The sequence below is a fragment of the Variovorax sp. Varisp85 genome (assembly GCF_047304045.1).
In the GTDB taxonomy this organism is placed as follows: Bacteria; Pseudomonadota; Gammaproteobacteria; order Burkholderiales; family Burkholderiaceae_C; genus Variovorax.
In genome coordinates, this window is the sequence record NZ_JBGLYN010000023.1 from 21,489 (window position 1) to 42,868 (window position 21,380).

Consider the following 21,380-nt stretch of genomic DNA (forward strand, 5'->3'; position numbering starts at 1 on the left):
CGTGGTCTTTATCATTACCTTCCGGATACCTCCAAAACAAGCGCCTCGGAGGAAGCCATGGAAGAAGTCCCAATGTCGCCTGCTGGGCGGGAGCCTGCGTGGAACGCAGATCCGCGGCCGTTCACGCAAGACTTCCGTCCGCTGTCGCCGTTTGCGCTACCCGCGCTGTGGACATCGAGCTGCTTTCAGCCAGCTTGCCTGGAGATTCCATCTCCAGCCCCTTGCCCTGCGGTCGAAGTCCGTGTGCCGGTTCTCGTCGCAACCTGCCCGGGCCGCGCGTCGACGTTGTCCGGGCTGGGCCTGTTGGCCTCGAGGCACTCGGCCGAGCGGATGTACCGGATCGAGCACGCGGAAATGAACGGCATCTCCGAGCTGGAAGCGCGCTGCCTGCTGCAGGCACCCCGTCTGCTGCTGGTGGACATCGCGCTGATTGCGCCGGAAAGAGTCAACAAATTGGACGACCTGCGCCGCCGCTTTCCAGCCACCGACTGGCTCCTCGGCTGGGAGGCGCCCTCAATGCCCGGGCTGGATGCAGCGATCCGAAGTCAGGCGCGCGGCTGCGTCGAGTGGGCCGCGAGCGCAGAGCAGTTCGCGCAATCGCTGGATGCCGTGCTGGCAGGCACCTTGGGCTTCCCGGGTCCGGTGTTGCAGGCGCTTTATCTGTCTGTGCTGCGATTGAAGGCAGCCGGCGGGCGGCCGGCGTCCTGTGCGATATCGCCTGCAATGAGACTGACCGCGCGAGAGAACGAGGTGCTGTCGCTGATGTACCGTGACATGACCAACAAGCAGATCGCCGAGCGGCTCGGCATCAGCGTCAACACAGTCAAGAAGCACCTTGCCCATGTGTTCGCGAAGCAGGGGCAGCACAGCCGGCGCTGGCATCTCGCCTGATCAGGCGCGGCCTACTGGTTCTGCGATCCGCGATGCGCCCAGCCTGTCGTGTGCTTCTCGATCACGCTGAACAGTTCGTACATCAGCATCGCCATCGCGCCCACCACCATCAGGCCCGCGAAGGCCAGGCCCATCTGCATGGCCGAGCCGGCGGAGATCAGCAGGTAGCCGATGCCTTCGTTGGCGGCCGTCATCTCGCTGACGGTGGTGCCGACGAAGGCCAGCGTGATGGCGACCTTCAGAGAGCCGAAGAAGTACGGCATGGAACGCGGCAGGCCGATCTTCATGAGCACGTCCCAGCGCCTGGCGCCGAGCACGCGCAGCACGTCTTCCAGCTCGGGTTCGAGCGTGGCGAGGCCGGTCGCGATGTTCACCATGATCGGGAAGAAGCTGATCAAAAAGGCCGTGAGGATCGCCGGCCCCGCGCCGATGCCGAACCACACCACGAGGATGGGCACGAAGGCTGCCTTGGGCAGCGCGTTGAAGGCCGTCATCAGCGGGTAGATGGCCGCATACGCGATGCGCGAGCTGCCGATCACGAAGCCCAGCAGCACGCCCACCACGATCGCCAGGCCGAAGCCCGCCATCGTGACCCAGAAGGTGCGCCAGGCGTGGCCCGCGATGATTTCCTTGAATTCCCAGAACTGGTTCCAGATGCGCAGCGGGCTCGGAAAGATGAAGTCCGAAACCTCGAAGCCCGCGCAGATCACCTGCCACAGCAGGATCACCGCCACGAGCAGCAGCCATGGCGACCAGCGTTCGATTTGCTTGGTGTTCTTCATGGCGCGTTCCTCAGTGCGCCGCCGCCGTGGCGCCGGCGGCATTGCCGCGGATCGCGCCGATGTGCCCGCGCAGCTCCAGCACGATGTCGGTGAACTCCTTGGTGTAGGTGAGTTCGAGCTCGCGCGGACGCGGCAGCTCGATGTCGCGCTTCACCACGAAGCGCCCCGGGCTCTTGCTCATGACGTACACCGTGTCGGCCAGGAACACCGATTCGCGCAGGTCGTGCGTCACCAGGATCACGTTGAACTGCTGCTCGGTCCACAGGTCGCGCAGGATGCACCACAGCTCTTCGCGCGTGAAGGCGTCGAGCGCGCCGAAGGGCTCGTCGAGCAGCAGCATCTTGGGCTCGTGGATGAGCGCGCGGCAAATGCTCGCGCGCTGCTGCATGCCGCCCGAGAGCTGCCATGGGAACTTGTCCTCATAGCCCGCGAGGCCCACCTTCTGCAGCAGCTTGCGTGCGCGCTCGACGTACTCCTTGCGCTTGGCCTTGAAGTTCGAGCGGTAGGGCTCGACGATCTCCAGCGGCAGCAGCACGTTGTCGACCGTGGTGCGCCACGGCAGCAGCGAAGGCGCCTGGAAGGCCATGCCCGAGATCTTCAGCGGCCCGGTCACGTTCTGCCCGTCGATGCGGATCTTGCCCATCGACGGCATCTTCAGCCCGGTCGTGAGCTTCATGAAGGTCGACTTGCCGCAACCCGAGGGGCCGACGATGGCGATGAATTCGCCGCGCCTGACCTTCAGGTCGATGGCCTCGACCGCGAAGTGGTTGGCGCGAAGAAGCTCCTCGTTGTAGGCGAGCCAGACGTCCTGGAAGTCGACGAAGGGGGCGGCCGCGTCCTGCGATGCGTCCACCATCACTTCTTCGACAGGATGTTCAGTTCGGCCGACGGCGGCAGCAGCGAGGCGGTCCACACCGCGTCGGGGCTCACGCGCGTCTTGGTGCCGAACGCGTCCGACACCTGCGAGGCCATCAGCGACATGCGGCCTGCGTTGACCGTGCCGAAGCCTTCGGCGCGCGCGTCGGCGCTGTTGATGACGGTATCGATGGCCAGCTGCAGGCGGCGCGTTTCGAGCTTGCTGTCGATGATGCCGTCGCGCGCCTTCACCGATTCGATGGCCACTGCCGGGTTGGCGATGACTTCCTTCGCCCCCTTGGCAAAGGCCGAGAGGAATTTCTTCACCGCCGCCGGGTTCTCCTTGATGAGCTTGGGCGAGGCGATGATCACGTTGCCGTAGAGCTTCACGCCGTAGTCGGGGTAGGGCAGCACGACGATGTCGGCCGCCTTGGCGCCGCGCGCCTCGAGGTTGAGCAGCGAGGTGAAGGTGAAGCCGGTGATGGCGTCGATGTCGCCGCGCATCAGCATGGTCTCGCGCAGCGTCGGGTCCATGGCGGTCCAGTTGACGGCACCGATGTTGTTGGCCTTCGCGAAGATCGGAAAGGCGCGCCGGCCGGCATCGAACACCGGCGCGCCGAGCTTCTTGCCGGCGAGGTCGGTGGGCTTGGTGATGCCGCTCTTCTTGAGCGCCATGACCGAGGCCGGCGTGTTGTTGTAGACCATCATCACCGCGACCGGCTTGTTCGGGCTGTCGGGGTTGTTGGCGTGGAACTCCATCAGCGCCGCGAGGTCGGCAAAGCCCATGTCGTAAGCGCCCGAGGCCACGCGCGTGACGGTGCCGCCCGAGCCGTTGCCCGCGTCGATGCTCACGTCGAGCCCGGCCGCCTTGAAGTAGCCCTTGGCGGCGGGATGCAGGAACAGCGCGGCCGGTCCCTCGAAGCGCCAGTCGAGCTGGAACTTGATCGGCGTCGGGCTCTGGGCAAGGGCCGGTGAGAGGCCGAAGCAGAGGGCCGAGGCGGCGAGGAAGGACTGGAGCAGTTGGCGCTTGTTCATGCGTTATCCGTGATGTGAATGCTTCGGCATTCAAGCAAAAACGGTGCCCGCACGCGATTGGTGCGAACCCTCCCGGTGGGTCGATACGGTGCGCCATCTGCACCCCCCAAATGCAAAAACGCGGCATTGCCGCGTTTTTGGCACCGAAGGCGGGCAGTTCGCCCGCCGGATGGCCCGGTGATTACTTGTCGACGGTCACTTTCGCCACCGCCAGCGCCGTCATGTTGATGATGCGGCGCACCGTCGACGACGGCGTGAGCACGTGCGCCGAGCTCGCGGCGCCCAGCAGCACCGGGCCGACCGTGATGCCGTTGGCACCGGTCATCTTCAGCACGTTGTAGAGGATGTGCGCCGAATCGAGGTTCGGGCACACCAGCAGGTTGGCTTCGCCGCTCAGCGTGGTCTCGGGCAGGGCGGTGCGGCGGACATCTTCCGACAGCGCCGCGTCGCCGTGCATCTCGCCGTCGCATTCGATGTCGGGTGCCATCTGCGCGAACAGGTCGCGCGCCAGCCGCATCTTGCGGGCCGAGGCGCGGCTCGAGGTGCCGTAGTTCGAGTGCGACAGGAAGGCGACCTTCGGCGGCAGGCCGAAGCGGCGCACTTCCTCGGCGGCCATCACCGCGATGCTCGCCAGCATCTCGGCGCTCGGGTCTTCGTTCACGTTGGTGTCGGTGATGAAGATCGTGCCCTTGTCGAGCGTCAGCGCGTTCAGCGTGGCGAAGCCGGGCGCGTCGCGCTTCAGGCCGATCAGGTTGCGGATGTGCTCCAGGTGCACGTCGAAGCGGCCGACCAGGCCGCAGATCATCGCGTCGGCGTCGCCCAGGTGCAGCATCAGCGCGGCGATGGTGGTGTTCGAGCGGCGCACCATGGTCTTGGCGGCCTCCGGCGTCACGCCGCGGCGGCCCATGATCTTGTGGAAGCTCTCCCAGTAGGTGCGAAAGCGCGGATCGTCCTCGGGGTTGACGATCTCGAAGTCGGTGCCCGCGCGGATGTGCAGGCCGGCCTTCTTGATGCGCGCCTCGATCACGGCGGGGCGGCCCACCAGGATCGGCTTGGCCACGCCTTCGTCCATCGCCCACTGCGCGGCGCGCAGCACGCGCTCGTCTTCGCCTTCCGCGTAGGCCACGCGCTTGGCGGTGGCGATCTTGGCGGCGCTGAACACCGGGCGCATGAACATGCCGGTCTGGTAGACGAAGCGCGTCAGGTGCTGGCGGTAGGCGTCCATGTCCTCGATCGGACGCGTCGCGACGCCCGAGGCGGCAGCGGCCTTGGCCACGGCCGGCGCGATGCGCAGGATCAGGCGCGAGTCGAAGGGCTTCGGAATGATGTAGTCGGGGCCGAAGGCCAGCTCCTGGCCGGCGTAGGCGGTGGCCACCTCTTCGCTGATGTCGGCCTTGGTCAGCTCGGCGATCTCGCGCACGCAGGCCAGCTTCATCTCTTCCGTGATCTTGCTGGCGCCGCAGTCGAGCGCGCCGCGGAAGATATACGGGAAGCACAGCACGTTGTTGACCTGGTTCGGGTAGTCCGAACGGCCGGTGGCAATGATGCAGTCCGGCCGCACGGCCTTGGCCAGCTCGGGGCGGATCTCGGGCTCGGGGTTGGCCAGCGCCAGGATGATGGGCTGCGTGCCCATGGTCTTGACCATCTCGGCGGTCATCACGCCCGGGGCCGAGCAGCCCAGGAACACATCGGCGTCCCTGACCACGTCGGCCAGGGTGCGGGCGCCGGTGTCTTTCTGGGCGTAGCGTGCCTTGGATTCGTCGAAACCGCCCGCGCGGCCCATGTAGATCAGGCCCTTGGAGTCGCAGGCGTGGATGTTGGCCGGCTTGGCGCCCAGGCCGACCATCACGTCGAGGCAGGCGATGGCTGCGGCGCCCGCGCCCGAGACGGCGATCTTCACGTCCTCGATCTTCTTGCCGACCAGCTCCAGGCCGTTGAGGAGGGCTGCGGCCGAGATGATGGCCGTGCCGTGCTGGTCGTCATGGAACACCGGGATGTTCATGCGCTCGCGCAGCTTCTTCTCGATGTAGAAGCACTCGGGCGCCTTGATGTCCTCGAGGTTGATGCCGCCCAGCGTGGGCTCCAGCGCTGCGATGATCTCGACCAGCTTGTCGGGATCGCGCTCGGCCAGTTCGATGTCGAACACGTCGATGCCGGCGAATTTCTTGAACAGGCAGCCCTTGCCTTCCATCACCGGCTTGGCGGCCAGCGGGCCGATGTCGCCCAGCCCGAGCACCGCGGTACCGTTGGTGATCACGCCCACCAGATTGCCGCGCGCGGTGTATTCGGAGGCCGTGGCGGGGTCTGCGGCGATGTCGAGACACGGATAGGCCACGCCCGGCGAATAGGCCAGCGACAGGTCGCGCTGGTTCAGCAGGGGCTTGGTCGGGGTGATCGAGATCTTGCCCTTGACGGGTGAGCGGTGGTATTCGCGCGCTGCCTCGCGAAGTGCTTCTTCTGCGGGGGAAAGGGGTGCAGCCATGAAAGTCTCCTTGTTTCTGACGGGCAATGAGGCTACCGCAAAAGCGCAGCCCCTTTGTACAGGGGGAATGCCGAAAACGCCTGAATCCATATCTTCGGCGTGATGGAGTTGGCCGGCGGTTGGCTAAACTGCGCGATCGTTACCTGCGGGGGCTCACGGCTTGCGATTGGCCGGTGCTGGCCCCGGGGTAGCGCCAACAGCGATAAAACCACAACGAGGGGCAACAACGCATGACATCAGGACCTTTCACCGGCAACGACCCCGATGTCGTGGTCATTGGCGGGGGCCCTTCGGGCTCCACGGTGGCCGCCTTGCTCGCGGACAAGGGCCACGACGTGGTGCTGATCGAGAAGGCGCAGCATCCGCGCTTTCACATCGGCGAGTCGCTGCTGCCGATGAACATGCCACTGTTCGACCGGCTGGGCGTGCGCACCGAGGTCGAGGCCATCGGCATCCGCAAGCACGGCGCCGAGTTCGTTTCGCCCTGGCACGACCACAGCAGCCACTTCAACTTCGGCGAGGCGATGGACAAGAGCTTTCCGTACGCGGTGCACGTGCGCCGCTCGGAGTTCGACGAGCTGCTGTTCCGCCATGCCGCCGCGCGCGGCGCGCGCACCTTCGAGGGCCGGCGCGTCACCGGCGTGGACATGGACGCCGACACCGGCGGCGAGAAGCGCCCGCTGGTCAAGGTCAAGGCCGACGACGGCACCGAAACCACCTGGCGCCCGCGTTTCGTGATTGACGCCAGCGGGCGCGACACCCTGCTGTCGAACCAGTTCGATGTGAAGCAGCGCAACCGCAAGCACGCCAGCGCGGCCCTGTACGGCCACTTCGCCAACGCCGAGCGCCGGCCGGGCCGCTTCGAGGGCAACATCACGCTGTTCTGGTTCGATCACGGCTGGTTCTGGTACATCCCGCTGAAGGACGGTACCGTGAGCGTTGGCGCTGTGGCTTCGCCGGCCTACTTCAAGCGCCGCAAGGGCTCGCTCGAAGAGTTCCTGATGGAAACCATCGCGCTCGCGCCCAAGCTGGCCGCGCGCCTGAAGAACGCCACGCTGATGGAAGGCGCCACCTCCACCGGCAACTACGCCTACGACTCCAAGTTCTGCCGCGGCGACCGCTTCATGATGGTGGGCGACGCCTACGCCTTCGTCGACCCGATGTTCTCTTCAGGCGTGTACCTGGCGATGAACAGCGGCTTCGAGGCCGCCACCGCGGCCGACCACTGGCTCAAGGGCGAGGCGAAGGAGGCCGAGAAGGCCTTCCGCCACTACGAGAAAGTGATGAAGCGCGGACCCAGGATGTTCTCGTGGTTCATCTACCGCATCACCTCGCCGGCCATCCGCCGCCTGTTCATGAACCCGCGCAACGTCTGGCGCATGCAGGAGGCGATGCTGTCGATCCTGGCCGGCGACCTGTTCCGAGACACGCCCATCGGGCCGCGCTTCTGGGGCTTCAAGGTGACCTACTACGCGTCGTGCCTCGGCATCCTGCCGCAGGCCGTGAAGACCTGGGCATGGCGCCGGCGCAACCTGAAGGAGTCGCTGGAAGCCGCAAAGACCTGATTCTTTCCAGGAACACCGCGGAACCGGCTTTGCCGGGCCGCAGGTGTTGCCCCCGGCGAGGGGGTTGGCGAAGCGACACGAAGTGCGCGAAGCCTGGGGGAGAGCCTGGTCAGTCCGGGGTCACCGTGTGCTGCGCCAGCGCCTCCAGCGCGCGCACCAGCGCCGAGTGGTCGAGCTGGCCGTAGCCCAGTGCAGCGCAGGCGTTCATGAGCTGCGCCGCGCCGGCCGTCTGCGGCAGCGCCACGCCCAGCGAGCGCGCGCTCTGCATCGCGAGGTTCAGGTCCTTCTGGTGCAGCGCGATGCGAAAGCCCGGCGCGAAGGTGCGCTTGATCATCCGCTCGCCGTGCACTTCGAGGATGCGCGAGCTCGCGAAGCCGCCCATCAGCGCCTGGCGCACCTTGGCCGGGTCGGCGCCCGCCTTCGAGGCGAACACCAGCGCCTCGCCCACGGCAGCGATGTTCAGCGCCACGATGATCTGGTTGGCCACCTTGCAGACCTGGCCGTCGCCGGCGCCGCCCACGAGCGTGACGTTCTTGCCCATCTTGTCGAGCAGCGGCTTCACGCGGCCGAAGGTGCCTTCGTCGCCGCCGCACATGATCGTGAGGCTGGCGGCTTTGGCGCCCACCTCGCCGCCGGAGACCGGCGCGTCGATGTAGCCGGCGCCGAGCGCGACGATGCGCCTGGCGAAGTCCTTGGTGGCGATCGGGTCGATGGAGCTGCAGTCCACCACGATCTTGCCGCTGGAGCCCTTCAGGCCGTCGGCCACGCCTTCGGTACCGGGCGCGCCGAACAGCACCTTCTCCACGTCGGGCGTGTCCGGCACCATGATGAAGACCACGTCGGCCTGGCGCGTCACCTCGGCGGCCGAGGCGCAGATGGTGGCCTTCGAGATGAAGGGCTCGGGCGTGTTGCCATGCGTGTTCACGAAGAGCTGGTGGCCCGCGTCGAGCAGGTGCCCCGCCATGGGCGCGCCCATGATGCCGAGGCCGATGAATCCGATTTTTTGCTGGGTTGTCATGTCTCTGTTTCCTTGTCCGATGCTTATTGCTGTTGGGTGAGTGCCTGGCGCCATCCGAGGCCTTCCACTGTGGTGGCGCGGGGCTTGTATTCGCACCCGATCCAGCCGTCGTAGCCGAGCGAATCGATGTGCCGGAAGAGCCACGGGTAGTTGATCTCGCCCGTGCCCGGCTCGCCGCGGCCCGGGTTGTCGGCCAGCTGGATATGGCCGATGCGCGGCAAATTCTTCGTGAGCGTGTTGCCCAGTTCGCCTTCCATGCGCTGCGCGTGGTAGATGTCGTACTGCACGCGCAGGTTGGACGAACCGACTTCGTCGATCAGCGCCAGCGCCTGGTCGGTGCGCGTGAGGAAGAAGCCCGGAATATCGAAGGTGTTGATGGGCTCGATCAGCAGGCGCAGGCTGGCCGCTTCGAGTTCGCGTGCGGCGAGGCGCAGGTTCGCGACCACCGTCTTGTGCGCGGCCTCGGTGGTCACGCCCGCGGGCACCTTGCCGACGAGGCAGTTGACCTGCGGGCAGCCGAGCGCGGTCGCGTAGTCGATCGCCATGGCGATGCCCTCGGCGAACTCGCCGGTGCGGTCGGGGTGGCAGGCGATGCCGCGCTCGCCCTTGTCCCAGTCGCCGGCCGGCAGGTTGTGCAGCACCTGCTGCAGGCCGTTGTCGCGCAGGGCGGCAGCGAGTTCCTTCTTCTCGAAGGGGTAGGGGAAGAGGTACTCCACGCCTTCGAAACCCGCCTTGGCGGCGGCCTCGAAGCGTTGCATGAAAGGCAGCTCGGTGAAGAGCATCGTGAGGTTGGCTGCGAACTTGGGCATGTCTTTTCTCTTCCTTCTTTTCAGTCGAGCAGGGCCGCGACGGCGGTCGGCGCATCGGCCAGCGTCTCGGCCAGCGGCTCGAACTCGGTGATGTTGTCGATCTCGGTGCCCATCGCGATGTTGGTCACGCGCTCCAGCATCACCTCGATCACCACCGGCACGCTGAACTCCGCCATCAGCGCTTCGGCGCGGCGGATGGCCGGTGCGATCTCTTCCTGCCGGTTCACGCGGATCGCCTTGCAGCCCAGGCCTTCGACCACCTTCAGGTGGTCCACGCCGTAGGTGCTCTCGATGCCGGCGTCAGGGCCGGCGTTGATGTTGTCGAACGCGAGCTGCACGCAGTAGTCCATCTCGAAGCCGCGCTGCGCCTGGCGGATCAGGCCGAGGTAGGAGTTGTTGACCACGATGTGGATGTACGGCAGCTTGAACTGCGCACCCACGGCCAGCTCTTCGATCATGAACTGGAAGTCGTAGTCGCCCGAGAGCGCGACGATCTTGCGCGCCGGGTCGGCGGCGCGCACGCCCAGCGCGGCCGGAATGGTCCAGCCCAGCGGGCCGGCCTGGCCGCAGTTGATCCAGTGGCGCGGGTTGTACACGTGCAGGAACTGCGCGGCGGCGATCTGCGAGAGCCCGATGGTGCTCACGTAGCAGGTGTCGTTGCTGAAGTTGTTGTTCATGCACTGGTACACGCGCTGCGGCTTCATCGGCACTTCGTCGAAGTTGGTCTTGCGCAGCATGGTCTTCTTGCGCTCGATGCATTGCCTGGCCCAGTCGCGGCGGTCGGGCAGGCGGTCGGCGGCCTTCATTTCCTCGGCCACTTCGACAAAGAGCTGCAGCGCGGCCTTGGCGTCGGAGACGATGCCGAAGTCGGGCGTGAACACGCGGCCGATCTGCGTGGGCTCGATGTCCACGTGCACGAACTTGCGCCCCTTGGTGTAGACATCGACCGACCCGGTGTGGCGGTTGGCCCAGCGGTTGCCGATGCCGAGCACGAAGTCGCTCGCGAGCATCGTCGCGTTGCCGTAGCGGTGGCTGGTCTGCAGGCCGCACATGCCGGCCATCAGTGGATGGTCGTCGGGAATTGCCCCCCAGGCCATCAGCGTGGGAATCACCGGCACGCCGGTGGCTTCGGCAAAGCGCACCAGCAGGTCGGCCGCATCGGCGTTGATGACGCCGCCGCCGGCCACGATCAGCGGGCGCTCGGCCGCGTTGAGCATGCCGATGGCCTTCTCGATCTGGGCACGCGTGGCGGCCGGCTTGTAGGGCTTGAGCGGTTCGTAGCTGTCGATATCGAACTCGATCTGCGCCATCTGCACGTCGAAGGGCAGGTCGATCAGCACCGGGCCCGGGCGGCCCGAGCGCATCAGGTGGAAGGCCTGCTGGAACACCTGCGGCACCTGGCCGGGCTCGCGCACCGTGACCGACCACTTGGTGACGGGCTTGGAGATCGACTCGATGTCGACCGCCTGGAAGTCTTCCTTGTAGAGCCGTGCGCGCGGCGCCTGGCCGGTGATGCAGAGGATGGGAATCGAATCGGCCCAGGCCGAGTACAGGCCCGTGATCATGTCCGTGCCCGCCGGGCCCGAGGTGCCGATGCACACGCCGATGTTGCCGGCCACCGCACGGGTGTAGCCCTCGGCCATGTGCGAGGCGCCTTCCACGTGCCGCGCGAGGATGTGCGCGATGCTGCCGCGCTGGCGCAGGGCCGAATACATCGGGTTGATCGCCGCGCCCGGCACGCCGAAGGCCTGCGTCACGCCTTCCTTCTCCATCACCAGAACCGCGGCTTGCACCGCTGTCATCTTTGCCATTTGAGTCTCCAGAATGAATAAACCCCCAGGCTTCGCGCACTTCGTGTCGCTTCGCCAACCCCCTTGCTGGGGGCAACACCGGAGGCCCGGCGGAGCCGGTTCCTCGGTGTTCTCGGATCGGTAGGCTGACTGTAGGAAGCGGGGCTGTTTCCAAGAAGACGGCTGCGGACCATAAAACCTATTCCAGGCTGGAATAAGTGACTACCATCCGGCCCATGGACAGATTGCTTGCAATGGAAATGTTCGTGCGCGTTGTCGAGACGGGCAGCTTCTCGAAGGCCGCGCGCGAGTTCAACACCACGCAGCCCACGGTGACCAAGCAGATCGCGGCCACCGAGGAGCGGCTGAAGGTGCGCCTGCTCAACCGCAACACGCGCGGCGTGAGCCTCACCGAGCCGGGCGCGCTCTACTACGAGAAGTGCAAGACCATCGTGCGCGAGGCCGAGGAGGCCGACAGCATCGTGCAGCTGCGGCAGAACCAGGCGCAGGGGCTGCTGCGCGTGGGCACCTCGGTGGCGTTCGGGCGGCGCGTGGTGGTGCCGCTGGCGCTCGAGTACATGCGCCGGCATCCGCAGGTGCAGCTCGACCTGAGCTTCGAGGACCGCTACGTCGACCTCATCGCGCAGGGCATCGACGTGGCCATCCGCATGGGCAAGCTGGCCGACTCGTCATTGGGCGCACGCTACCTGGGCGCCAATCCGTGGGTGATGGTCGCCTCGCCCGCCTACCTGAAGAAGCACGGCACGCCGAAGCGCGCGCAGGACCTCAGCGCGCACGTGGCTCTCATCTACAGCAGCGTGGTGGGCGACGAGTTCTGGCGCATGCACACGCCCAGGGGCGAGCCGGTCACGGTGCCGGTATCGGGCCGCTTCCGCTCGAACAACCTCTCGGCCGTGCTGGCGGCGGCGCGCGACGGCCTGGGCATCGCGCTGATGCCGCGCTACGTGGCCAGCGACTCGCTGGCCGCCGGCAAGGTGCGCGAGGTGCTCGGCGACCATGCGCTGCCCGAGCAGGAGATACACGCCGTCTTCCCGTCGCCCAAGCTGGTGCCGGGCAAGGTGTCGGGCTTCGTGGCCTTCCTGCAGGGGCGCTTCGACGAAGGCTGGTGGGCGGCGGCCTGAGCACCAGGCCCACCGGCACGCTTCACGTCGCCACGAAGGCACCGTGCAGGCCCAGCGGCAGGGCGTAGGGCAGCGTGGCCTGCGCCACCGGTCCCGCCGCGAGGTTGTCGGCCGCGAAGCACGACAGCACCGTCTTCTGCCTGCCGAAGTCGAGCACTGTGCCCAGCACCCAACCCGGCTTCGAGCCGTCGGGTACGAAGACGTGTTCTTCCACCATGGCCTGCGCGCCGTAGCTGTAGCGCTGGCTGCGGCCGGTCTCGACGTCGGTGCGCGCGATCGAGCCGAAGCCGGGCAGGTCGCGCCGGATCTGCGTGGCGTGCACCACCTGGCGATGGCGCAGGCCGACGCGGCGCGGGTCGATGCGCGGGAACTCGGCTTCCTGCGCCAGCGTCTCCTGCGTGGCGCGCTCCGTGGACAGGTTCAGCGTGGCCACGGTCAGGTGCGGCTCGGTGGTCTTCACGCGGCGAGCGCGCATCAGTTCGCGGCTGGTGACGAACACCGAGCCGGCATTGTCCGAGCGCACGTAGTCGATGTGGATATGCGTGCCGCGCGGCGTGTCTTCCTCCCAGGCGTTGCCGACGTGGAACAGGAAGCCGGCCGGCAGCGCGAGCACCTGGCGGCGCTCCCAGTTCCGCTTGTCGATGACCAGCGCGCGCATGCCGAGCTCCGGCCGCCAGACGTGGGCGTCGAGAAAGCTCGCGCCGGCGGCCTTGCGTTTGCTGTCGTAGACCAGCGGCGGCAGCAGGAACACCAGGTGCCGCTCGGTGACGGCGAAGTCGTGGACCATCGGCATGTCGGCCACCGGCACCACGGCCGCGCGCCGCAGCGCGCCTTCGGGTGCGATCTCGTACAGCGCCAGCAGGCCCTGGCCCGAACTCACGCCGAAATTCCACACCGTGCCGTCCGGATCGACCTTGGGGTGGGCCGAGAACGGCATGCCCGCGAGGTCGGCGCGCCAGGTCTTCACGCCCAGCGTGTCGAGCGTGAGCGCGTCGATGCGCGTGGCCGAACCGCCTTCCCATAGCGCCAGCACCTCGCCGCGCATCGGCAGCACGCTGGTGTTGGCGACGTTGATGCTGTCGGCAGAGGTCGGCGGCTCCACGCCCGGCGGCATGGTGCCGAAGGCCTCGAACAGGCGGCGGCCGGCCTTCACTTCGGCCACGCGCTTGGGCGTGGCGACATAGCGGCCCTGGTGCCGCACGTCGGCACCCTCGATCACGAAGCGGTGCACCATGCCGTCGCCGTCGAACCAGTGGTGGTAGCGCTCGCCGCCCAGGTCGTGGCCGGCCGGGCCGATACGGAACAGCGTGCCCGCCACGGCATCGGGGAAGCGTCCGCGCACCGTGGCGCGGGTGAGCGGGAAGTCGTCGGCAGGCGTGGCGAAGCCTGTCTTCCAGGGGGCGCCGGCAGCTTCGAACTGAGTCTGCCAATCGTCCGTGCCGGCTGCGCGCGCCAGCGGTGCCAGCAGGGGCAGGGCACCGGCCGAAACCAGCAGGCGCAGGAGTTCGCGTCGTTCCATGGCGTCCTGCTCCTCAGCGCAGGTGGATGACGGCCTGCAGGTCCGCGTCGACAGCGATCGCGGCGGCCTCGAAGTCGGGCGCGGCGCGGTTGCCCTTGGCGTCGTTCGAGAAGCCGTAGCGCTCGATCGGCATGCCCATGAGGTTGGTGTCGAGCTTGCCGTTGCCGTTCTCGTCGGCGAATGCGCGCAGCGCGTAGCGTCCGGGCGCCAGCCCCGCGAACACGAGGCGGGCCTTGCCGTCCTGCATCGGCGCGGTCTGCGAAGCCACGGCCTTGCTGTCGGCGTAGCTGGCGGCGTCGCTGTACAGCGCGACGTAGAGCGTGGCGTTGGCAGTGGGGCCGTCGGCGACGCTCAGGCTCAGGTCGGCGGCGACGGCGGCGGCGGGCAGGAGGATCGCGACGGCGCACAGGGAGTGCACGGCCGGGCGGGACATGAATGCGGGAAGTTGCATGGCGGGCCTCGTTGGAAGTTGGAGGTCCGACGATCTCGCAGGCCGGGCACGGTGCCCAGCGCCATGTGACGAAACGCAGGATTGCGCGCGCGAAATGCGCGCGGTGAGGATGAAACGGGAGCGGAACGGGGCCGAACGGAGGAGCGGGCGGGTGCCCGCGCCTGCCTCAGCCCTTCTTCTTGCCGCTGTTTTCGGCGCCTTCCGCGCCTTCGGCCGCCTCGTGGCCGTTGCCCACGTGCCCCGAATCGGCGAACAGGCTCCACGCCGCCATGAACAGCGCCGCGATCACCGGCCCGATCACGAAGCCGTTGATGCCGAAGATCGCCATGCCGCCGATGGTCGACATCAGCACGATGTAGTCGGGCATCTGCGTGTCCTTGCCCACCAGCACGGGGCGCAGGATATTGTCGACCAGGCCGATTACGAACACGCCCACGAAGATCAGCACGCCGCCCTGCCAGAAATGGCCCGTGGCCAGGAAGTAGATGGCCACCGGCCCCCAGATCAGCGCCGCGCCCACGGCGGGCAGCAGCGACAGGAAGGCCATCAGCACCGCCCACAGCAGTGCACCCTGCACGCCGAGGAACCAGAACGCCAGCCCGCCGAGCGCGCCCTGCGCGACGGCCACCGCCACGTTGCCCTTCACGGTGGCGCGGATCACGGTGGTGAACTTGTTGAGCAGGTAGTGCGTGTGCGGCTTGGCCAGCGGCACCGCGTCGCGCATCGTCTTCGACAGCGTTGTGCCGTCGCGCACCAGGAAGTACAGCAGGTACAGCATCACGAAGAAGCTGACGATGAAGTCGAAGGTGTTCTGGCCGATGGCGAGCGCCTGGCTCGCGATGACCTGGCTGGCCTGCCCGGCGGCGGCCGAGATGCGCGCCTGCCAGGCCGCCATGTCGCCGAGGTTGAAGCGTTCGACCAGGTTCAGCAGCCACTGCGGCGAGGCGTCCAGGATCTGCTGGAAGTAGGCCGCGAAGTTGAGCTGCCCGGAACGGATGCTTTGCGTGACCAGCGCGATCTCCTGCACCAGCGAAACGCCCACCATGGCCAGCGGCAGGATCACGATGAACAGGCAGATGGCCAGCGTCGACAGCGCCGCGAAATTGGGTTTGCCGCGCATCTTCTTCAGCAGCCATTTGTAGAGCGGCGTGAACAGGATCGCCAGCGCCACGCCCCACAGCACCGCGCCGAAGAACGGCATCAGCACCCAGAGGAAGGCGACGGTCACGGCGGCGAGCAGGGCGAGGAACACGCCGCGCTGGAGTTGGGGTGAGTTCATAGGTGTCTCGGACTGTAGCCGAGCGCAGCGGCGGCAGAAGCCGTCCGCCAGCTGCGGCTCGCTCGATCCATCGAGGATCTGCTTTCTTGCGTTGGGAATATCGAGATAAATCGCACCAAAGCTCGCTCGTTTATTTCAGATGGCCGCATTCGCGTCGGCTTGAGTTCTAGGATTGCCTGCAAGGAATAAGAGAGGGAGGTGAGCGTGAGCTCAATTTGCAATTGCTATTCGTGCAGAACGAATTGCCCCTGGATCTTTGTCGCGTCTGCATGCATTGATTCGGCAATGGTCCTGCACGTCCGGACTCCGATCCCGTCGGCAGAGGCGCCGTAACTCCGCAAGCCGGCAGCCCGATTGCACAGCCGGTTCCGCGCAGGCGCGGCCGAGCCTCTTTTCTTTCCCAATTGATTTTCACGACATAAACAGACGCAGTCAGGGAGACTGGACAATGGGACCAGGCACGCCGCAGCGGCCACCATCGGGCACACATCAAGGCCAGCCCGCACCGACATCGATTGCCGAGCGCGAGCCTCAGACGGCCGTCGCCCCGCTGAACACCATCGCCAAGGAAGATATCGCCGCCGCGAGCAAGGTGGTGGACGAATGGCTACGGTCCTTCACCGGCGGCTACGTCACGCTCGATCGGCTGACCACGGTGCTGGGCAGCATCCCCATCGTGGGCAACATCATGGCGCTGGTGGATGTGTTTCTCGACATCGTCACCATCCTCGAGAAGAAGTCGACCGATGCCGTCACCAGGTTCCTGAACTGGGCCAGCCTGGGCATCAATCTCATCGGCCTGATTCCTGCACCACCCACCATGGCCGCAGCGCGCATGAGCCTGCGGCCCACGCTGCACCTGGTGAAGCAGGAACTCATGCATGGGGCCAGGAATCTTGGCGAGACCATCGTCACCACGCTCGTGGGACACCTGAATGCGTCCATCGTCGGTGAGCTGGAGACCTTCATCGACGGGGCCATCGCCAGGCTCTCGGGCATTCTGGAGGACTGCGCAAAGCTCTCCGACAGCATCCTGGACAACCTGATCGGCATCCTGCAGCGCGCGCTCGGCGGGCAGGACCTCTTCACCGTCGCCAGGCCGGGTGCCGCGGAGGCCAACGACTACGACCCCAAGACCCAAAGCACATGGAGCGGCATGTGGCGCCGGGCGCTGAAGTACTCCGAGGGCACTGCCAAACGGGCCGCCAACTACGCCGCCAGGAAGGCAGCCGGCTACCTGCCTGAAAGCGTAAAGGCAAAGGTCAACGAGGTGATCGCGAGTCTGAGCACCTTGAAGGCGGATTTCCGCAAGCAACTGACGGATCTCGCCAACCAGGAACTGGAGGGCAGCATCATGTGGCTGCTGCGCAAGCTGCTGTCGGCCATGACGCGGAAGAAGAGCCCGCGCGCGGCAATCGTGTCGCCAGGTGCCGGTGCCGAAGCAACAAAAAGCAGGCCAGACACGCGGGTCGAGCACCTCCGTGTGCAGGCTCCGGTCAACGGCGACCCCGGATGCAAGAACTGTCCGATTTCCGGCGCACCGGTCCCCTCGACAAGCAAGTTCGCCATCAGTCTTGCCACCGGCTGCGAAAGCTTCACTCACATCGATTTCACGCTGGTCGCACCATTGCCCATCACCTGGGCGCGCACCTACCGCAGCAATCTTGGCGCGTTCGATCAGGGCAGCCTCGGTGCGAGATGGCTCACGCCCTACAGCACTCGCGTGGACATCGCCACGCCGGCCCAGGGGCCGCGGACCGGCCAGCTCAGCCTGATCTATCACGGCGCGGACGGCCGCAGCCATGCCTACCCGCCGCTGGCCGTGGGCCAGAGCTACCGCGATGCCATCGAAGAAGCGACGCTCACACGGCTGAGCGAGACGCTGTTGACCGTGGATTTCGGCAAGGCCGTGTCGGCCGGCGAGGCCAGCGACTGGCGAGAGGTCTACGAGCTCGTGGATACCGCGGCTCGCAAGGTCTCTACGCAGGGCAGGCAGCACTTTCGTCTCGTTGCGTTGCATGCCGGCAAGGACGCCAGCATCGGCCTGCGTTACGACCATGTGATCGCAACGACGGGCGAACAGGTCTTGAGCGACATCATCAGCAAGCAAGGCGATCTCACGATTGCCCATGTGGGCACCCGCCCCGATGCGCAAAGCGGATTGATCACCAGCCTGTGGGAGATCAAGGGCGGACAGGTCGTCCGCCAGCTCGCCGCCTATGTCCACGATGCCGAAGGCGACCTGGTCTCGGCCCAGGACGAGAACGGCGAGAGCTGGAACTACAGGTACAGCCACCACCTCGTGACCCGATACACCGACCGCACGGGCCGCAGCATGAACCTTGAATACGACGGCACCGGTGTCGATGCCAAGGCCTTGCGTGAGTGGAGCGACGACGGAAGCTTTGCCCTCAGGCTGGAGTGGGACAGGAACATCCGGTTGACCTATGCGACCGACGCGCTCGGCGGCGAGACCTGGTACTACTACGACATCCTCGGCTACACCTACCGGATCATCCATCCCGACAAGCGCCAGGAGTGGTTCTTTCGCGATGAAGCAAAGAACATCACCCGCCATGTCCACACCGACGGCGGCACGGACGACTTCAGCTACGACGCCGACGGCAACCTGCGGACCCACACGCGGGCCGATGGCACTCAGGTGCACTTCGCGCACGACAAGCGCGGACGCATGACGGGCCTGCGCGACGCCGAGGGCGGTGTCTGGAAGCGCGACTACGACGCCGACGGCAACCTCGTCGAAGAGATCGACCCCCTGGGGCACAAGACCGAATACGCCTACGACAAGGCCGGCCGGCCCGTGCGCATCACCGATGCGAAGGGCGGCATCAAGTTGCTGACTTACACGCACGCTGGTCAACTTGCCAGCCACACCGATTGCTCGGGCAAGACCACGCGGTGGGAATACGACGAGCAGGGACGCCTGGTCAAGGCGACCGATGCCATGGGCCAGAGCACGCGGTATCGCTACACGACGGCGGACGAACCGGGGAAGGCCACCGCCGCAGCGAACGCCAACCGTCCGGGCCAACTCGAGGAAATCACCCTGCCAGACAACAGCAGCGAGCATTTCGTGCACGACGCCGAGGGACGCCTGCTTGCGCACACCGATGCGCTGGGGCGCAGGACGAGCTATGACTACACGCGCTCCGGTCTCGTGTCCAGGCGCACCGATGCGGCCGGGCACACGCTCAAATACCGCTGGGACCTGCTGGGACGCTTGAGCGAACTGCATAACGAGAACGGCAGCAGTTACGACTTCCGCTACGACCCCGTGGGCCGGTTGCTGGAAGAAACCGGCTTCGACCGCAAGACCACACGGTACCGCTATGACGAATCCACGGGCGTGCTGTCGGAAGTGGTCGAGGGCGAACACAACACGCTGCTGCAATTCGACCCTATCGGCCGCCTGACCGAGCGCAGCGCCGGCGGCGTTGCCGAGAGCTTTGCCTACGATCGAAACGGCCGATTGGTCGAGGCCGGCAACAGCGACGCCAAGCTGCAATGGTTCTACGACCCCGCGGGCAACCTGACACGCGAGCATCAGCACTACCTGGAGGGCGCTCGCACCGCGGTCTGGCAGCACGGCTACGACGAACTCAACCAGCGCATCGCGACCATCCGCCCAGACGGTCACGTCACTCGATGGCTCACCTATGGCTCTGGCCACGTGCACGGATTGGTTGTCGACGGGCAGGACATCCTGGGCTTCGAGCGCGACGACCTGCACCGCGAGATTGCGCGCGAGCAGGGCAACGGACTCACACAGGAGCAGCACTACGATCCGGCCGGCCGATTGCTGGAGCAGCAGATATCCCAGACCGGGCGCGGCGCCCTCGGAGCCACCGGCATTCGCCGCAGCTACCAATACGACAAGGCTGGCCAGTTGATCGCCATCGGCGACAGCCGGCGTGGCAACCTCAGCTACCGCTATGACCCGGTAGGGCGACTGCTCGAAGCCAACGGCCGCTTGGGACGGGAGACGTTCGCGTTCGATCCGGCAGGGAACATCGGCAACCCTTCTTCAGAAGCGGAAGGCACAGCGGAGCCGGCAGGCCGCATCACCAATCGCGTCGCCGTTCGCGCGGGCGCTGACGGTCGCGGCTCGGTCGGCAAGCTGATGGACAACCTCCTGAAGGACTACGCCGGCACCCGCTACAAGTGGGACGAGCGCGGCAACCTCATCGAGCGCAGCCGTAACGGCGAAAAGACGGTGTTCACCTGGGACGGCCACAACCGAATGCGCAGCGCCGAGACCTTCGGCGAAACCACGACCTTTAGCTACGACCCGCTTGGCCGGCGCATCGCCAAGCGCACGAGGCACGCCTGCACCTTGTTCGGCTGGGACGGGGACACGCTGGCGTTCGAGAGCACGCAAAGCACAGAGGGTTGGCGGGAGCACGCTTGGCGTGGTGACAGCGTTCACTACATCCATGAACCCGGGTCGTTCGTGCCGCTGGTACAGATCCGGCAGGCACAGGCAGTCGTGTTGAGCCGGACGACAGATGTGAAGGCACTGATGGCCGACAACGGCGGTCGCTACGACATCGAACTTGATCCGCTATGGAACGGTGAACAAAGTCGAACGCCTGCGCCGTTCGCCAGGGAAGAGGTCGCCTTCTACCAGTGCGACCATCTGGGCACGCCGCAAGAGCTGACGGATCATGCGGGGCGTGTGGCGTGGTCTGCGAGCTACAAGGCTTGGGGAGAGGCGAAGCAGGCGATCAGTGAGGTGGGACGAAAGGCTGGCTTCAGGAATCCGATTCGCTTCCAAGGTCAGTATTGGGATGAAGAGACGGGACTGCACTACAACCGGTATCGGTACTACGACCCGCAGACGGGGCGCTTCGCATCAAAGGATCCGATCGGGCTAGCTGGCGGCATCAATGTATTCGAGTACGCAAGCAACGCGATTGAATGGGTTGACCCATTGGGACTTTCGGCTGCATCTGATTTGCCTCGGATGAAGGGGTTAAGCGTGCCGAATGTTGGGTCGACGCTGAATAGTTCGGGCTTTTCCAAAAAGAAAGACAACGGTGTTAATGAAACTTGGACGCATGCGGATGGGTCCGAAGTTCGGATTCATAAATATGGAAACAAATGCGTTTGCCCGTATAAATCTGGAAATAATGCGCATGTCCACAAGGAAGATTCTGTCGGAAATCAATTAAATGATCGCGGAATTGTTTCGCTGGATCCCAAGGAGACACATATTGGGATTCGCAATCCTATTGACTTACCATTTGTTCGAGGAAGGCCGCATGGATCATGAGCTATGAATATAGGTTGGTGTTTGATGATTCATATTTGATGCAGTGTGTCATAGGTTCGCTGAAGTCCAGTGAGGCTTGCATTAAAGTTGAAGGACGGGAAATTTATCTAAAAGACCAATTGCTGCAGTCTGTGGCTCAATATGACGTCAAGTTGACTTTGGAAGGCAATTTGTCCGTATGGTTGGAGGTGAACTTCAGATCAATGGGGTTATATGATTTATTTCAAAAAGCGTTGGGCGGAGGGGGCGTAAAGTGCTACGAGGACGGGGATGTAAATGACGAAGTGAGTTTGAAGGAGGTGTTTCGCATTAAAGGTGGGAGGCAAATTTAATTCAAACGGAAAATGTTATGAATTCTCGGAGATATTGGATTTCGAGCCCAATGATGAGTTAAGAAAAAAGGTGCAGCAGTCAGTGTTGGTATTTCTGCCTGTGAGTAGTCGCTTTGCCAGGAGCGTTCCGATTTCAT

15 protein-coding genes are annotated in these 21,380 nt (G+C 65.5%); 5 read left to right on the forward strand and 10 right to left on the reverse strand.

Going from position 1 to position 21,380, the window contains the following annotated elements:
- Positions 1-243 precede the first annotated feature (243 nt).
- Complete coding sequence (locus ACCC97_RS11760; RefSeq protein WP_413332925.1) at positions 244-891, forward strand: LuxR C-terminal-related transcriptional regulator; 648 nt, start codon at positions 244-246, stop codon at positions 889-891.
- 11 nt (positions 892-902) lie between these two features.
- On the opposite strand, the gene ACCC97_RS11765 is transcribed toward ACCC97_RS11760, so the two are convergent.
- The 4 genes from ACCC97_RS11765 to ACCC97_RS11780 all read right to left on the reverse strand — a co-directional run bounded on the left by ACCC97_RS11765 (position 903) and on the right by ACCC97_RS11780 (position 6,045).
- Entirely contained in the window at positions 903-1,673 is a 771-nt protein-coding gene (locus ACCC97_RS11765; RefSeq protein ID WP_007836088.1) for an ABC transporter permease, read from the reverse strand.
- Positions 1,674-1,683: 10 nt separating this feature from the next.
- The gene (locus ACCC97_RS11770) at positions 1,684-2,529 is read right to left on the reverse strand and encodes an ABC transporter ATP-binding protein (RefSeq protein WP_413332927.1); all 846 of its coding nucleotides are present in this window, start codon (positions 2,527-2,529) and stop codon (positions 1,684-1,686) included.
- Positions 2,529-3,563 carry an ABC transporter substrate-binding protein gene (locus tag ACCC97_RS11775; protein WP_007838478.1) on the reverse strand — a complete coding sequence of 345 codons (1,035 nt, stop codon included), beginning with the start codon at positions 3,561-3,563 and terminating at the stop codon, positions 2,529-2,531. Before ACCC97_RS11775 ends, ACCC97_RS11770 begins: the two co-directional genes overlap by 1 nt.
- A 181-nt stretch (positions 3,564-3,744) precedes the next feature.
- Complete coding sequence (locus ACCC97_RS11780; RefSeq protein ID WP_007838480.1) at positions 3,745-6,045, reverse strand: NADP-dependent malic enzyme; 2,301 nt, start codon at positions 6,043-6,045, stop codon at positions 3,745-3,747.
- Positions 6,046-6,275: 230 nt separating this feature from the next.
- On the opposite strand from ACCC97_RS11780, the gene ACCC97_RS11785 reads away from it, so the two are divergent.
- Positions 6,276-7,610, forward strand: coding sequence for an NAD(P)/FAD-dependent oxidoreductase (locus ACCC97_RS11785; protein ID WP_413313737.1), 1,335 nt, complete (start codon positions 6,276-6,278; stop codon positions 7,608-7,610).
- Between the two features lie 109 nt (positions 7,611-7,719).
- Here the strand turns inward: ACCC97_RS11785 and ACCC97_RS11790 are convergent, their stop codons facing one another.
- The 3 genes from ACCC97_RS11790 to gcl are packed head-to-tail and all read right to left on the reverse strand — an operon-like array spanning position 7,720 to position 11,248.
- Entirely contained in the window at positions 7,720-8,628 is a 909-nt protein-coding gene (locus ACCC97_RS11790; RefSeq protein ID WP_007839011.1) for a 2-hydroxy-3-oxopropionate reductase, read from the reverse strand.
- Positions 8,629-8,651: 23 nt separating this feature from the next.
- On the reverse strand, positions 8,652-9,437 hold the full coding sequence (gene hyi, locus ACCC97_RS11795; RefSeq protein WP_413332930.1) for a hydroxypyruvate isomerase: 786 nt from the start codon (positions 9,435-9,437) through the stop codon (positions 8,652-8,654).
- Between the two features lie 20 nt (positions 9,438-9,457).
- Complete coding sequence (gene gcl, locus ACCC97_RS11800; RefSeq protein WP_413332932.1) at positions 9,458-11,248, reverse strand: glyoxylate carboligase; 1,791 nt, start codon at positions 11,246-11,248, stop codon at positions 9,458-9,460.
- A gap of 215 nt (positions 11,249-11,463) precedes the next feature.
- On the opposite strand from gcl, the gene ACCC97_RS11805 reads away from it, so the two are divergent.
- The gene (locus tag ACCC97_RS11805) at positions 11,464-12,369 is read left to right on the forward strand and encodes a LysR family transcriptional regulator (protein WP_413332934.1); all 906 of its coding nucleotides are present in this window, start codon (positions 11,464-11,466) and stop codon (positions 12,367-12,369) included.
- Between the two features lie 22 nt (positions 12,370-12,391).
- Here the strand turns inward: ACCC97_RS11805 and ACCC97_RS11810 are convergent, their stop codons facing one another.
- The 3 genes from ACCC97_RS11810 to ACCC97_RS11820 form a co-directional block, all read right to left on the reverse strand.
- A complete protein-coding gene (locus ACCC97_RS11810) occupies positions 12,392-13,888 on the reverse strand; it encodes a carotenoid oxygenase family protein (RefSeq protein ID WP_413332936.1) in 1,497 nt (498 codons plus the stop codon).
- A gap of 13 nt (positions 13,889-13,901) precedes the next feature.
- Positions 13,902-14,339, reverse strand: coding sequence for a DUF2141 domain-containing protein (locus ACCC97_RS11815; protein ID WP_413332938.1), 438 nt, complete (start codon positions 14,337-14,339; stop codon positions 13,902-13,904).
- A 166-nt stretch (positions 14,340-14,505) separates the two neighbouring features.
- The gene (locus tag ACCC97_RS11820) at positions 14,506-15,618 is read right to left on the reverse strand and encodes an AI-2E family transporter (RefSeq protein ID WP_413332939.1); all 1,113 of its coding nucleotides are present in this window, start codon (positions 15,616-15,618) and stop codon (positions 14,506-14,508) included.
- A gap of 448 nt (positions 15,619-16,066) precedes the next feature.
- Between ACCC97_RS11820 and ACCC97_RS11825 the strand changes: the two genes are divergently transcribed.
- Positions 16,067-20,911, forward strand: a complete 4,845-nt coding sequence (locus tag ACCC97_RS11825) for an RHS repeat-associated core domain-containing protein (protein ID WP_413332941.1) — start codon at positions 16,067-16,069, stop codon at positions 20,909-20,911.
- Entirely contained in the window at positions 20,908-21,243 is a 336-nt protein-coding gene (locus tag ACCC97_RS11830) for a hypothetical protein (protein WP_413332943.1), read from the forward strand. The genes ACCC97_RS11825 and ACCC97_RS11830 overlap by 4 nt, the downstream gene beginning before the upstream one ends.
- Positions 21,244-21,380 lie beyond the last annotated feature (137 nt).

Bases quoted from the DNA above. Each gene is read 5' to 3' on its own strand.
- ACCC97_RS11785 (WP_413313737.1), top strand. From the start codon at position 6,276: ATGACATCAGGACCTTTCACCGGCAACGACCCCGATGTCGTGGTCATT.
- ACCC97_RS11780 (WP_007838480.1), bottom strand. From the start codon at position 6,045: ATGGCTGCACCCCTTTCCCCCGCAGAAGAAGCACTTCGCGAGGCAGCG.
- gcl (WP_413332932.1), bottom strand. From the start codon at position 11,248: ATGGCAAAGATGACAGCGGTGCAAGCCGCGGTTCTGGTGATGGAGAAG.
- ACCC97_RS11775 (WP_007838478.1), bottom strand. From the start codon at position 3,563: ATGAACAAGCGCCAACTGCTCCAGTCCTTCCTCGCCGCCTCGGCCCTC.
- ACCC97_RS11825 (WP_413332941.1), top strand. From the start codon at position 16,067: ATGGGACCAGGCACGCCGCAGCGGCCACCATCGGGCACACATCAAGGC.
- ACCC97_RS11815 (WP_413332938.1), bottom strand. From the start codon at position 14,339: ATGCAACTTCCCGCATTCATGTCCCGCCCGGCCGTGCACTCCCTGTGC.
- ACCC97_RS11790 (WP_007839011.1), bottom strand. From the start codon at position 8,628: ATGACAACCCAGCAAAAAATCGGATTCATCGGCCTCGGCATCATGGGC.
- ACCC97_RS11810 (WP_413332936.1), bottom strand. From the start codon at position 13,888: ATGGAACGACGCGAACTCCTGCGCCTGCTGGTTTCGGCCGGTGCCCTG.
- ACCC97_RS11805 (WP_413332934.1), top strand. From the start codon at position 11,464: ATGGACAGATTGCTTGCAATGGAAATGTTCGTGCGCGTTGTCGAGACG.
- ACCC97_RS11830 (WP_413332943.1), top strand. From the start codon at position 20,908: ATGAGCTATGAATATAGGTTGGTGTTTGATGATTCATATTTGATGCAG.
- hyi (WP_413332930.1), bottom strand. From the start codon at position 9,437: ATGCCCAAGTTCGCAGCCAACCTCACGATGCTCTTCACCGAGCTGCCT.
- ACCC97_RS11765 (WP_007836088.1), bottom strand. From the start codon at position 1,673: ATGAAGAACACCAAGCAAATCGAACGCTGGTCGCCATGGCTGCTGCTC.
- ACCC97_RS11820 (WP_413332939.1), bottom strand. From the start codon at position 15,618: ATGAACTCACCCCAACTCCAGCGCGGCGTGTTCCTCGCCCTGCTCGCC.
- ACCC97_RS11770 (WP_413332927.1), bottom strand. From the start codon at position 2,529: ATGGTGGACGCATCGCAGGACGCGGCCGCCCCCTTCGTCGACTTCCAG.